At 58.0% G+C, this 13,306-nt stretch carries 10 protein-coding genes; 1 reads left to right on the top strand and 9 read right to left on the bottom strand.

All coding sequences use genetic code 11. The features are described 5' to 3' along the window. Window positions 1–20: 20 nt before the first annotated feature. The 6 genes from infB to I2E77_RS08150 all read right to left on the bottom strand — a co-directional run bounded on the left by infB (window position 21) and on the right by I2E77_RS08150 (window position 5,908). The gene (gene infB / locus I2E77_RS08175; RefSeq protein WP_087235078.1) at window positions 21–2,639 is read right to left on the bottom strand and encodes a translation initiation factor IF-2; all 2,619 of its coding nucleotides are present in this window, start codon (window positions 2,637–2,639) and stop codon (window positions 21–23) included. Window positions 2,640–2,654: 15 nt separating this feature from the next. Beyond that, window positions 2,655–2,990, bottom strand: a complete 336-nt coding sequence (locus I2E77_RS08170) for a L7Ae/L30e/S12e/Gadd45 family ribosomal protein (RefSeq protein ID WP_087235077.1) — start codon at window positions 2,988–2,990, stop codon at window positions 2,655–2,657. Next, window positions 2,987–3,250 carry an RNase P modulator RnpM gene (gene rnpM / locus I2E77_RS08165; RefSeq protein WP_087235076.1) on the bottom strand — a complete coding sequence of 88 codons (264 nt, stop codon included), beginning with the start codon at window positions 3,248–3,250 and terminating at the stop codon, window positions 2,987–2,989. Before rnpM ends, I2E77_RS08170 begins: the two co-directional genes overlap by 4 nt. A 233-nt stretch (window positions 3,251–3,483) precedes the next feature. Further along, on the bottom strand, window positions 3,484–4,599 hold the full coding sequence (gene nusA, locus I2E77_RS08160; protein WP_087235075.1) for a transcription termination factor NusA: 1,116 nt from the start codon (window positions 4,597–4,599) through the stop codon (window positions 3,484–3,486). Continuing rightward, on the bottom strand, window positions 4,596–5,102 hold the full coding sequence (gene rimP / locus I2E77_RS08155; RefSeq protein ID WP_237967088.1) for a ribosome maturation factor RimP: 507 nt from the start codon (window positions 5,100–5,102) through the stop codon (window positions 4,596–4,598). The genes nusA and rimP overlap by 4 nt, the downstream gene beginning before the upstream one ends. Window positions 5,103–5,371: 269 nt before the next feature. Further along, the gene (locus tag I2E77_RS08150) at window positions 5,372–5,908 is read right to left on the bottom strand and encodes a stage V sporulation T C-terminal domain-containing protein (RefSeq protein WP_191405459.1); all 537 of its coding nucleotides are present in this window, start codon (window positions 5,906–5,908) and stop codon (window positions 5,372–5,374) included. 422 nt (window positions 5,909–6,330) lie between these two features. Here I2E77_RS08150 and I2E77_RS08145 point away from each other — a divergent pair, with 422 nt between their 5' ends. Then, window positions 6,331–6,789 (top strand): hypothetical protein, encoded by a 459-nt coding sequence (locus tag I2E77_RS08145; RefSeq protein ID WP_087235072.1) that lies wholly within the window; start codon window positions 6,331–6,333, stop codon window positions 6,787–6,789. 158 nt (window positions 6,790–6,947) lie between these two features. On the opposite strand, the gene I2E77_RS08140 is transcribed toward I2E77_RS08145, so the two are convergent. From I2E77_RS08140 to I2E77_RS08130, 3 genes are all read right to left on the bottom strand, one after another. Next, window positions 6,948–9,512, bottom strand: a complete 2,565-nt coding sequence (locus tag I2E77_RS08140) for a hypothetical protein (RefSeq protein ID WP_195451005.1) — start codon at window positions 9,510–9,512, stop codon at window positions 6,948–6,950. A 537-nt stretch (window positions 9,513–10,049) separates the two neighbouring features. Continuing rightward, window positions 10,050–11,231, bottom strand: a complete 1,182-nt coding sequence (locus I2E77_RS08135; RefSeq protein ID WP_191448970.1) for an iron-containing alcohol dehydrogenase — start codon at window positions 11,229–11,231, stop codon at window positions 10,050–10,052. A gap of 473 nt (window positions 11,232–11,704) precedes the next feature. Further along, the coding region (locus I2E77_RS08130) for a hypothetical protein (RefSeq protein WP_207738222.1) at window positions 11,705–13,306 on the bottom strand (1,602 nt) is incomplete at its 5' end.

Genomic DNA, 13,306 nt, shown 5'->3' with positions numbered 1-13,306 from the left:
CGGACAACCGGCAAAACCGGTCAGTCCTCTTTGTATTCTTCCATCGTGAAGGCTTCCAATACGTCGCCCTCTTTGACGTCGTTGAATTTTTCCAGCGTCATGCCGAAATCGTAGCCGTCGGCGACTTCCTTCACGTCGTCCTTGAAGCGCTTCAGGGACGAAACTTTGTCCTCCGCGATCACGATACCGTCGCGCACCACGCGGATGTCCGCCGTGCGGGTGATCTTGCCGCTGGTGACATGGCCGCCGATGACCGTGCCGACATTCGAGATCTTATAGACCTGGCGGCACTCGCCGCGGCCCAGCTGGACCTCACGGAACTTCGGCGCCAGCATGCCCTTCATGGCGGATTCCATTTCCTCGATGCAATCGTAAATGATGCGGTAGAGGCGCATATCCACGCCGCTGCGCTTTGCATTGTCCTCCGCCACCGGGTCGGGACGCACATTGAAGCCGACAATGATGGCGTTCGATGCATTCGCGAGCATGACGTCGGACTCGTTGATCGCGCCCACGCCGCCGTGGATGACCTTGACGCGCACCTCGTCGTTGGAGAGCTTCTCCAGGGACTGGCGCACCGCTTCCACAGAGCCCTGCACATCGGCCTTGACGATGATCTGCAGTTCCTTCATCTCGCCCTGCTGCATCTGGTCGAAGAGGTTATCCAGCGTGACCTTGGTCTGTGAGTTGAACATGGCTTCCTTCTGCTCGTTGCGGCGCTGTTCAACCAGCTCGCGCGCCAGGCGCTCGTCGGAGACGGCGTTCATGATGTCGCCGCCCGCGGGCACGTCGTCCAGGCCGGTGATCTCCACCGGGACGGACGGGCCGGCCGACTGGATGCGCTTGCCGTTTTCATCCGTCATCGCGCGCACACGGCCGACCGCCGTGCCTGCGACGATGATGTCGCCCGTATGCAGGGTGCCGTTCTGCACCAAAACGGTGGCGATTGGGCCGCGGCCCTTGTCCAGGCGCGCTTCCACCACCGTGCCCTTGGCGGCGCGGTCCGGGTTGGCCTTGAGTTCCTTCAAATCGGCCACCAATGTAATCATCTCCAGAAGGTCGTCGATGCCTTCCTTCTTCTTCGCGGAGACGCGGATGCAGGGCGTATCGCCGCCCCACTCCTCTGGCACCAGCTCATATTCCGTGAGCTGCTGGAGCACATGATCCGGGTTTGCACCCGGTTTATCCATTTTATTGATCGCCACAATGATCGAGACGTTCGCTGCCTTTGCATGGTGGATCGCTTCGACCGTCTGCGGCATGATGCCGTCGTCCGCAGCCACCACCAGCACAGCGATGTCCGTCACCTGTGCGCCGCGGGCGCGCATGGTCGTAAACGCCTCATGGCCCGGGGTGTCGAGGAAGGTGATGTCGCGGTCGCCGATCTTGACGCGATAGGCGCCGATGTGCTGCGTGATACCGCCCGCCTCGGTGTCCGTCACATGCGCGTGGCGGATCGCATCCAGCAGGGAGGTCTTGCCGTGGTCGACGTGGCCCATGACCACCACGACCGGTGCGCGCGGCACCAGGTTCGCCTCGTCGTCCTCGCTGTCGTCGATGATGCGCTCTTCGATCGTGACGACGACCTCCTTCTCCACCTTCGCATGGAATTCCATGGCGATCAGGGAGGCGGTGTCGAAATCGATGGTATCGTTCACGGTTGCGAACACGCCGTTGGCCATCAGCTTCTTGATGACTTCGGCGGCCGTCGCCTTCAGGCGGAGCGCCAGCTCGTTGACCGTGATCTCCTCCGGGATTGTGACAGTGATCGGCTTCGCCTTGCGCTCCATCGCGATGCGGCGCAGGCGCTCCGCCTCGGTCTCCCGGCGGGCGTTGCGCGGCTTGCCGCGGTACTGGCTGCTGCGCTGCGTGATCTTCTGCTTCTGCACGATGTTCTCCGTCCGGACCTTCTCGGAGGCCAGGCGGTCGTACTTCTCGTTGTATTTATCCAGCTCCACATGGGAGGCGCGGGTATCGACCAGGCGGCCCTCTCCGCGCTTGACGTTGGTGGTGTTCGGCGCGCCGGTCTGCATCGGGCGGGGCGGCGGGATGGGCGCGCCCGGCTTCTTATGCGGCTGCTGGCCGCCATTCTGCTGCGGCGCGGGACGGACCGGCGTGATCTTGCCCGGCTTCACCGCCGGACGGCGCGGCGCATTCCCCTGCTGGCCCTGTGCACCGCCCTGCTGCGGCGCCCTCGTCTGGGCCGGCTGGTTGCCGTTCTGCTGCGGCGCAGGGCGCACCGGCGTAATCTTGCCCGGCTTTACCGCCGGACGGCGCGGCGCATTCCCCTGCTGCCCCTGCGCACCGTTCTGCTGCGGCGCCTTCGCCTGGGCCGGCTGGTTTCCGCCCTGCTGCGGCTGTGCCGGGCGCGCGGGCGCGGCGGGCTTCTGCGGGGCGGCGGGTTCCTGCTCCACTGTGACCGTCACCGCCGGTTCCTTCTGGTCTGCAAAATATTCGTCGAAGCTCTCCACGCGGTTCTTCTGCGTGAATTCCTCAAACACGACATCCAGCTCGTTCTCCGTCAGAGCGGTCATATGTTTTTTGGTCTCGCCCGTGTATTTCTGTAAGGTGTCGATGACCTCCTTGTTCGGGAGTCCCAGGTCCTTTGCCACCTCGTGAACGCGATATTTAATCATCATATACGAAATTCCTCCTCATTTCACCACTTGCTCGCCGGTTCCGGCTTCGCACAGCTCATGCAGTTTTTTTGCGAACCCTGCGTCATTCACTGCAACAACTCCGGTTCGCTTTCCAAGAGCCATGCTGATTTCGTCCATGGTGCACGCCGCTGTCAGGACGTCCACCCCGGCTTCCTCCGCCGCAAACCGGACGCCGCCCGCGGTGTGCTGAGAGAGGTCCTCTGCCAGCAGCACCAGGCGCGCCTGGCCCTTCCGCAGCGCTTCCTCGGCGGGATCGCTGCCCAGTGAGAGCCGGTTTGCCCGCCGCGCCAGTCCCAACAGGGACAGAAGCCGCTTGTTGTTTTCATTCATTTTCCGATCTCCTCCTCCATACGGTCATAGACCTCTGCGGGAATCTGGCAGGAGAAGGCTCGTTCCAATCGCCTCGCTTTTCGCGCCGCCCGGAGGCAGTCCGCACTCTTGCAAACATAAGCGCCGCGCCCGGGCTTTTTGCCCGTCAGGTCCAGGGAGATCTCCCCTTCCGGTGAACGGACCACCCGGACCAATTCCTTTTTCGGCTTGCTCTCCCCACATCCGGCGCACATGCGCAGGGGGACCCGCTTTTGATGCATTTGCACACACCGCCCTTCCCGACTGTGATTTCTTAAACGTACGCTGATGAATCTATATGAAAACAACCGCGGCTTGGGGAATCCTTCCCCAGCGCTTTTGCACCCGTTGGGTGCAACCGTCCGTTGGACGCGCGGCGCCGTTTCCCTGTTTTCCGCGGGTGCGGCAACCGCACCCTATTCCTATGATACGAACCGGGTGAACCCCCGTCCGGAATTTCCTCCCGTTTGGCCGCTTATTCCTCCGCGGCCTCCGCCGGTTCCTGCTCGGCGGCAGGCTCCTCCTCGGCCTTGGGCTCTGCAGTCTCTTCTTCCCCGTAGAAGCCGCTCTCCGGCTTGATGTCGATCTTCCAGCCGGTCAGCTTTGCCGCCAAGCGCGCGTTCTGGCCCTTGTTGCCGATCGCCAGGGAAAGCTGGCTGTCCGGCACGGTGACGCGGCAGGCATGCGAACCGTCCTCCGCGGTCACGACGGAGAGGACCGTCGCCGGGGAGAGCGCGGAAGCGATAAATTTCGCCGGGTCGTCGCTGTATTCCACAATGTCGATCTTCTCGCCGCCCAGCTCGTTGACGATGCTGGACACGCGGGCGCCACGCGCGCCGATGCACGCGCCGACCGCGTCCACGTCCGCGTTGTGGCTGACGACGGCCAGCTTGGTGCGGGACCCCGCCTCGCGGGACACCGCCTTGATCTCGACGGTGCCGTCGTAGATTTCCGGCACTTCCGTCTCAAATAGGCGCTTGACCAAATCGGGGTGGGTGCGGGAGATCATGGCGCGGGGGCCCTTCTCCGTCTCGCGGACGTCCACCACATACACCTTGACATGGTCGCCTTCCTTGAGCTCCTCGCCGCCGACCTGCTCGCTCTTGGGCAGCACCGCCTCGGCCTTGCCGATCCGCAGGGTTGCCGCGCCCGTGCGGGGGTCGATGCGCTCCACCAGGGCGGTCACCAATTCCTGGTGCTTGCTCTGGAACTCCTGCATCATCTGGCCGCGCTCGCCGTCGCGGATGCCCTGGCGGATGATGTTGCGCGCGGTCTGCGCGGCAATGCGTCCAAACTCCTTTGTATTGAGGTGCACGCTGACCGTATCCCCGGCCGTTGCCGTCGGGTCGATCTCACGCGCCTTTTCCAGCAAAATTTCCTTGCCCGGCTCTTCCACATCCTCGACCACCGTCTTGCGCAGATACACCTCGAACACGCCCGTCTCGGGGTCCATATTGATGACGGTGTCCTCGTTGCCGTAGCTGTTTTTGCACGCGGTCACAATGGCCTTTTTGATGCGGTCCACCATAAAGTCCACCGGGATGCCGCGCTCCTTTTCGAGCAGGCTCAATGCCTCAAACACTTCGCTCATTCCTCAATCCCTCCAAAGTCGTCGTCCATCAGCCGCACGCTGGAAGCGTCCTTTCTGGCCACGGAGCGTTCGTCTCCTTCCTCCATCCGCAAAATCATCGTGCTGTCGCGGTAATCCTCCAAGATCCCGGCAATCACGCGCTGCCCGTCCTCGTCCGGGCGGATCAGCTTGACCTGTACCGGTGCGCCCAAGTACGCGGCGAAATGCTCGTCGCGCGTGAGCTCGCGGTTCATTCCCGGAGAGCAGACTTCCAGGCAATAGGACTGTTCCACCGGGTCCAGCTCGTCGAGCGGGCCGTTGATCGCGCGGCTCATCGCCTCGCAGTCCTCGATGCCGATCCCCTCCGGCTTGTCGATAAAAATGCGCAGGAACCAATCCGCGCCCTCTTTGACAAAGCGCACGTCCCAGAGCATCAGGCCCAGGTCCCGCGCAATCGGCTCTGCCAGCCGCCGCACCAGGGCGACCGTATTGCCGCCTTTCTTTTTCGCTGCCAATCGTTTCACCTCATAATGCAAACAAAAGAGTGGGTTGCCCCACTCTTTCATCCTCACATAATATTACCTTGTATAGTGTAGCACAACTGCTGGAAAAATGCAAGGGTACGCGGCGGAGAACTGCGGTTTTTCTGCGGTCCTGCGCTTGTTTTCCACGCATTTTCTGCAAAGCGGCCATCTTGCCGGCCAGCTTTGGCCGGTCAAGCGGCAAATCCGCCTTCAAAAAGAAGGGTTGCTTCACCGTCTCCCCTTCGAAATTTCCTTCCGCCGCGGGCGTTTTATTCCTCCATCTGCTTTGCGAGGAAGAACGCCGCTGCCTGCACCAATTTTTCATCCGTCTCGCCCGCGGGCTCCTGCGTCTCGCTGGAGAGCAGCACCACGGCGCCGTTGACGTCGCTGGACGCGATGATCGGGTAGAGGATGCAGGCGGTGCGGTCAATCCCCTCCACAGGGCGGATCCCGCTGGCGTCGCCGTTCGGATAGGACATCCGGTTCTGCATATACTCCTCCAATTCCGGCGAGACGCGGCGCTCCAGGTATTCCTTCTTGGAGACGCCTGCCACGGCGATCACGTGGTCGCGGTCGCACATGACCACCGGCCGGTTGGTCACCTTGTTCAGGACCTCTGCATACTGCCCGGCAAACGTGGACATCTCCCCGACCGGGGAATATTTTTTAAAGATAACGCCGCCCTGCGCGTCGGTAAAGATTTCAAGCGCATCGCCTTCGCGGATGCGCAGCGTGCGGCGGATTTCTTTCGGGATGACGACGCGTCCAAGGTCGTCAATTCTTCTTACGATTCCTGTTGCCTTCAAAATTGATTCCCTCCTGATGATCTATATTTGACCTTTCTGTTGAATCTTCGAAAACGGTGTCATGTCCATATTATCCGCAGGAAAGTCCTGACTATGCAGGCTTTGCCTGGGCAAATTTTCGGGCACGGGAATCCATTTGGGAATCCATCCGGGCATAGTGCTTGCTGCCGCATTTTGATTGGCCGCCCATCTTGCTCAGTTCTATGGGGATTCAACGCCCGGTTCGGGCGCCGGTTGATACATATGCCGATAATCCCCCTTATAAATGCATAGGATTTTATATATTTTAGGCATTTGCCTCTATACAAATCCGAAAAAAGTCGTATAATAAAGGGAAGACTTTTCTTTTTCCCGTGGCTTGCCGCATATGGCCCACTGGAATCTCTGTACAAAAGAAAATTTCATTGATAGGAGGTATACCATTGAAACGAACGATATATGCACGCCTGCTTGCATTGGTGGTCCTGATCTCCCTGTTCTGCACTGGATGTTCCGCGCGCACGCCCGTCACGGCGGAAGAATTTGAAACGCAGGCTTCTGCGGTCGGCTTTACGGTCGAAACGCCCAGCGTCGATCCGGAAACCTATGTCTCCGCCCGCACCGCGTACGACCAGACCATCGATATGCAGATCGACTTCGCCGTCTGTAAAGACCAGGAGACGGCGACAACCACGTACAACGGCCTCAAAGAGTACATCGGGGAGCCGAAAACCGCAGAAAGAACTACAAATGTCGATTCTGCCGCCTACAGCAAATATACGGTGGAAAACGGCGAACTGTATTTTGTGATCGCCCGCATCGAGGATACCGTGCTCTATGGGACTGGCAAGCTGGCCCAGCGGAACAAGATGGACGAGCTGCTCAGCGCGATCCAATATTGATGTACGCCGGTTCGCCTTCCTGCAAAGCAGGATGCAAATCCCTGTAAGAACATAAAGACAAAAAGGAACGGATATGCGCTTCACTTCCGCGCATATCCGTTTTTTTCTGCCTGTCAAACAGCCTTCACGATTCGCTCTTTCCGTTCGCAAAGCCCTCTTTATCCCTTCCGCTGCCGGTGGTTGCGGAGCATCAGGAATATAACTGCGCCCACAACCGCAAGGACCAGGACGCTGCCGGACACAGCGGGCAAAACCCACGGAACGCCGCCGTCCGCCATGTCCTGCGGCGGCGCAATGACCGCGGTCATCAGGTCGCTGGACGCATAGGAGCGCCGCTGCGTGCCGCTCCAATCGGACGACTGGTAGGCCATGAGCACATTCCCGCCGCCGTCCATCGAGGCATCTATTCCATGCAGCGCATTCCCATGGCCGAGGTACGTCTGGGCGGCGCTGCATTTTCCCGTTCCAGGGTGATAAAACGCGCCGTCCAGTCGGAATGCGCCCTCTTCCCCGGCATGCAGCCAATACAGGAATACCAGTTCCCCATTGGTCACGGTTTCAAACGAAGACGTCTGTGCGTCCGGCGCCAGGATCAGCTCCTCCCCCTGCCGTTCGCAGGCGATGGAGCCGTCCTCCCGGCAATAGAACTTCGTTCCCGCCGCTTCAACGCTTTCCGCTGCGTCCGCCTGCCCCAGCGGGACCATCAGCTCCAGCGCCTGCATCCCGGGAGCGCTCGCTTCCGCGACCGCGTCCTCCCTCTGTACCTTCCAGGTCCCCTGCTCGTAAACCGCTTCGTAGCGATGGTTTTGCCCTTCGGCAAACAGGAGGTCGCCGGAGTCGTTTGCCAACCAGCCCGCAGTAACGTTCCCGTCCACCACTTCCAGATTGTGCATCCCGCAGTACCCGCCGGTTTCCTCGGTGAGGTTCGTCACATCCTGCATTTGGCCGTCCCGCAGCACCGCCGCATAAAGGTCCATGGAACGCGCATATTCGGAAGAGTTGACCATCCCGGGAAATTCCTGGTTGGCGCTCTGCCAAAGCAGGTACACTTCCCCGTTGACCGTTACGGCGCGCGGGGCAAAATCCGCCGTCCCGTCGTCGTAAACCGGCGTGGGATCGCCCCAGTGGAGGCCGTCGTACAGGGAGTAGACCAACCGGTACCGGTTGATCTCCGTGCGCTCCGTTGCATCCTCCACCCAAAACAACGCAGCCGCCCCATTGTACTTGCCAGAAGTCCCGGAAGAAACCGAGCCGTTGCCCAACGGCACAAGCACCGGGTCCGCATGATCCCCAGCGTTTTCCACCACCGGGTCGCCTTCTTCCGTTGGGAAGGCGGGTGCTGCGTCCGGCCGGAACTGCTGGCTGTCCTCACCAGCGGTGCCGGTCTCGCTCCGGCCGGGGAAACGGTCTACCGGCTGCGGCGGTTCATACGCCGGGCCATCCTCTTCGGAGACCACGGGGTAATACTGCCAATAATATCCCTCCCAGGTGCGTTCAAACCCCAACAGCTTGGCCACCGCGCGCAGATTCCCGCCCAACTGCACAAAGTCCTGTAGGACGTTTTCGCCGTTGGCCAGGTCCGCTTGCATGGTGAAATTTACGCCGCCGGTCAATTCCGCGCCGAGCTTCAATTTGACTTTTCCCGCGAGGACTTCCTGCTCCAATTTTTTCCCCAGGTAGGCGTACGCCGAGCCGGAGCAGGAGACCGCCGGCACCAAATGCAGGGAACCGTCGTCTTGATACGCCCCGGTCAGGCGAATCTGCGGCGTCAGCTCCCCGTCAACCCCCAGGAATAGATAGCTCAGATCCTGCGAGAGCGTGACCGAAGCCGTTACATCCGAGTTGACCAGCTCTAACCGGGCCTGTTCCTCGTCCCACCGGGCGGTTACTTCGCCTTCGACGGCGGCCTTCCCCTGGAACAGCAGCTCTGCCAAGCCGTTGAGCTGGAACGACCCTTTGTACTCGCCGGTCTCCGGATCCCGCGTGAGCGTCACCTCATTGGACAGCAGGTGATCCACTTTGATCGGGAAGGGGAGCGGCTCCAGCTGCCATTCCGCATTCAACAGGACCGGCCCGTAAGCCTCCCCCACAAACGAGGAAAGATCCAGCGGAATGGTAAACGCCTCCGGCAGGGGTTCCAATTCCACGGTCAATGTCTCGGCCAGCTCCCGGACGGCCACGGAAAGCTTTTGACTCTGATAGCCGTCGCAGGAAACCAACACATCCGCGGTCCCGTCCAGGTGCATGTGCGGTTCGCTCTTCGAGGCCTTCCCGGAGGCGTCCGTCTGCGCAGGGCCCAAGGCCCCGCCTGTCACCATCGCGCCCTCCACCGGCTTTCCCGTCGCTTTATCCACAACCGCAACGGTCTGGGTGTGTTCCCCACAGCCCGCCATGACGCAACCGTCGCACAAGCCGGAGGTGTTCCCCAGGGTGGAATTTCCACAGTGCGCACAATGCGGGCGGGGCGGCGTCCAAAGGACGATGCTCCATTTGTTCCGGTCATTCGCCCAGCAGTCGTAACACCGCTGGTCTTCCGCCCAATTGCCCTCCCGCGCAAACAGGGGCGCGCCGCAAGACGCACACGTCCCCACGGGAGGCTGTACATAATAAGATTCGGGCAAATCGCCCTCCGCGGCCTTGGCAACCGCCGCCCCCGCTCCGATCGGGCCCAAAGCCGCCAAAAGCATCGCCAGGCTCAATAAAAATCCGATCCCTCGTTTCATGAGTTTCCCATTCCTCCTCCATCCTTTTGGGTCCATCCGTGGTTTCAGCATCATTATACCGGCCGTTGGCATGCATAACAAGGAAATCCCTTCGTTTCCCATAAAGTTTGGGAACTCCCTGGTTCTGCGGACTGCATGAAAAAATGTATGAAAAAACGAATCGCGCTTGTTTAAAGGACGCAAAGCTGCATGCAGCAAAAGGCGGAAAAGCAGCAGAGGCCCCGGCAAAACGAGCGGAGCAGGCGCCGCCCGATCTGCAAGGAAAGCCCCTGCCGCTGAAAGAGGAAAACCCGTCCTTGGGGCAGATGAAGGCTAAAAAGCCCTTTTTATTCGGGGCACAAGCAGAAAAACATGGATGAAGCTGGACCGCTTTGATAGAGGGATCTGCCCGGCCTGTATTGAAGCGGGCAAAACCGCAAAATATACGGGCGGAAAGGGGGACAGCCAAAGAAGCAGCAAAGCCATACTTTCAAAAAAGAAGGACGTACGGCTGCAAGCCGTACGTCCTTGGGGATTATTCAGGATAAGGAACGTCTCTTAGAAATCAACTTCCGTTCCATAATAGATGCAGGTGAAGAGCTTCGCCATGGTAGCGGGGTCGATCGGGCGCGGGTTGGAGCCGGTGCAGGCGTCGCCCACAGCGTTCTCCGCGATGGTGTTCAGCTTCTCCTGGAACTCGGACTCGATGATGCCGAAGTCCTTCAGCGTGTTGGGGATGCCCATGGTGTCGTTCATGGAGCGGATCTTGGCGCGGAGGCCTTCGACCAGCTCAGCCGTGGTATCGCCGGTCACGCCCATGGTGCGGGCGATGTCGGCATAGCGCTCCGCAACGCCGTCTGCCTTGGCGTTGTAGGCGATGACATAGGGCAGATACATCGCATTCGCCAAGCCGTGGATGATGTGGCCGGTGGAGAACGCAGCGCCGGTCTTGTGCGCCATGGAGTGGACAATTCCCAGCAGGGCGTTCGAGAACGCCATACCCGCCAAGCACTGGCCATAGTGCATCTCTTCACGGCAAGCCATGTCGCCGTTGAAGGACTTAATGAGATCGCTGTTCACAATATCGATCGCCTTCAGAGCCAGCGGATCGGTGAACACGGTGTGCAAGGTGGACACATAGGCCTCAATCGCGTGGGTCAGTGCGTCCATACCGGTGTGAGCCACCAGCTTGGGAGGCATGGTCTCGGCCAGGGCCGGATCGATGATGGCCACGTCCGGGGTGATGTTGAAGTCTGCCAACGGGTACTTGATGCCCTTCTGATAATCGGTGATGACGGAGAAGGCGGTCACTTCCGTAGCGGTGCCGGAGGTGGAGGGGATGGCGCAGAACTTGGCCTTCTGGCGCAACTCCGGGAAATTGAAGGGGGTAATGAGATCCTCGAACGTGGTCTCGGGATACTCATAGAACGCCCACATCGCCTTGGCTGCGTCGATGGGGGAACCGCCGCCCATGGAGATGATCCAATCGGGCTCGAACTCGCGCATTACGGCGGCGCCGTTCATGACGGTCTCCACGGAGGGATCGGGCTCCACGTTCTCGATGAGCTTGGTCTCAATGCCGGCTTCCTTCAGATAAGCCAGGGCCTTGTCCACAAAGCCAAAGCGCTTCATGGAGCCGCCGCCCAAAACGAGGACAGCCTTCTTTCCTTTCAGGTTCTTGAGGTTTTCCAGCGCATTGGCGCCGTAATAAATATCGCGGGGAAGGGTAAATCTGGACATGACAAATACCTCCAAATATGTAGAATCAAATCAACATTGATAAATCTTTAACAATTTATCAATATATTATTATACACTTTTACGATGAAATGTCAATATATTTTCAGGAATTTTGATAAAATAAACCTGATTTACAGGTCGTTTATAAGTGCGGGAACACCGTTGGGAAGTAACGTTGCAAAGGGAAGTGCCGAATTCCGTCAACACAACCCCAACACCGCCCCATCTGTTCAATTTCCAACGCGGGTTTCCGCTTTGGAAACACGTTTTCTCAAAAATTCTAGAAACGCAGGACGCCCTGCGCTGCTTTACGATGCAAACCCACAGCAAGGATACACACGCGAATGGTGACGCAGGGCTCCCAACCCATGAACGTATGGCCCGTTTCATCTGCAAATGGCGCAGCACCACACAAAAGCCCCGGCGGGAATTCCCGCCGGGGCTTTCTGCTTTGCGACATATCAATAAAAAACTTATCTTCTGTTGTTCATCAAGTCCGGGTACTCGCCTGCGGCAAAGGACCAGACCGAGGTGTCGAAACCAGTAAGCACCTTGCCCGACGTAATTCCATAGGGGTCTCCATCTGTGTTATTCATGACATACAAATTCGATCTTATTCCTTGTGTTGCTCCAACGTATTCACTAACATTTCTATTAGCAGTCAAATAATAACTCTGCTGATCAATAAAGCAGTTCTCCAATGTTCCGCCGTTTGTACCTAACATTCCGCCAACAGACTCTTCGCCTCTAATATTACCGGATTGAATCACATAGCAATCGGAAACCGTCCCTACACTTCCTCCTGCAATTCCTCCTAAGTAACAATATACTTTTGAACTATTCAGAATGTCACTATCGCTAACTTCAGCGTTAATTTCTACAAACGTGTAAGACTGATCAATCTTGTTATAATTTTTACCAACAAGGCCACCAACGTACGTGTAACCATAAGCTGATACATCCGAGCTACAGTATTGTACAGTACCTCTGTTAAGGCCAGTAATGCCTCCTGCATCATTGGAGCCGTAACCTCTATAAATCGCTCCAACATATCCGCTTGTATGTACGTTTGAAATCACACCCGTATTCTGTCCTGCCACAATACCTACATCACGACCTCCGAGAACGCCCAAACCTGCTGTTGAAATCTTGAGGTTCTCTATTGTTCCTCCATTCAAAGCAAACAGGCCAACATTTGTATTATCTGTCGTATTATTGGGCGCCCAATCCGCTCCCAATTGCGAAATTTCGTTACCCTTACCATCCAATGAACCTGTAAAGGTTACATCACTTGCATCTGTCCATCCGATAGGCTTAAAAGTAGAACCAAACTTCGCCATACTAATATTATTTTCCAAAACGAAATCCATATCCATAGCTAAACGGATATTGTCAATACCATCTGCCATGTTCAGCACGGTCTTTCCTTCCGTATCGACCTTGCGAACCGTCAGGGAAATTGTAGCTGGAGTTGCTTTCCCCTCTGCAACTGTAATTGTCTGACTCTGAGTCTCAGGATACAACTCATAGTTATTCAGCCCTAACAAAGTCTTAAAGTTATCCTTTGTAATCGTTACCGTTTCTGTCAACTTCAAACCATCATTTGGTACTGTAGTCTCATTAAAGTAATCCGTTAAATCTACTGCCACAACCACACCAACAGATAACGGTTTTTTCACCTTAAATGTAACGGTTTCCGGAGTAGCAACGCCCTTCGCATCCACCGATACATCAAAGGACTGTGCAGCCGGGGCGAACACATAGCCCTCCGGCAGCGGGGCCGTAATGGTCTCAGTTCTTCCTGCCCAACCCGGCGTTGCAATGGTGTATTCGCCCGGGACCTCCAGGGAAACCGTTTTGGTCTCCGTAAGCAATTCGCCGTCTACCGTATTTCTGTACTGTAGTACATACTCAATCGTCTTGGCTTCTTCCGGAACAACCGTAAAGACAACCGTCGCCGGGGTTGCGGCGCCCGTCTTGTCGTCAACCGTCACCGCACTGGACTGGTCCGCTGCTACCGGGCTGTACACATAGCCCTGCGGTGCATCATAGTCCGCCGCGGCAATCGTGGTATC

The sequence above is a fragment of the Anaeromassilibacillus sp. 1001302B_160321_C8 genome (assembly GCF_015554745.1).
Taxonomy (GTDB): domain Bacteria; phylum Bacillota; class Clostridia; order Oscillospirales; family Acutalibacteraceae; genus Anaeromassilibacillus; species Anaeromassilibacillus stercoravium.
Note: the sequence above shows the minus strand (reverse complement) of the source record. Positions and strands in the feature narration are given on the sequence as shown.

Bases quoted from the DNA above. Each gene is read 5' to 3' on its own strand.
- infB (WP_087235078.1), bottom strand. From the start codon at position 2,639: ATGATGATTAAATATCGCGTTCACGAGGTGGCAAAGGACCTGGGACTC.
- nusA (WP_087235075.1), bottom strand. From the start codon at position 4,599: ATGAGCGAAGTGTTTGAGGCATTGAGCCTGCTCGAAAAGGAGCGCGGC.
- I2E77_RS08140 (WP_195451005.1), bottom strand. From the start codon at position 9,512: ATGAAACGAGGGATCGGATTTTTATTGAGCCTGGCGATGCTTTTGGCG.
- I2E77_RS08170 (WP_087235077.1), bottom strand. From the start codon at position 2,990: ATGAATGAAAACAACAAGCGGCTTCTGTCCCTGTTGGGACTGGCGCGG.
- I2E77_RS08135 (WP_191448970.1), bottom strand. From the start codon at position 11,231: ATGTCCAGATTTACCCTTCCCCGCGATATTTATTACGGCGCCAATGCG.
- rnpM (WP_087235076.1), bottom strand. From the start codon at position 3,250: ATGCATCAAAAGCGGGTCCCCCTGCGCATGTGCGCCGGATGTGGGGAG.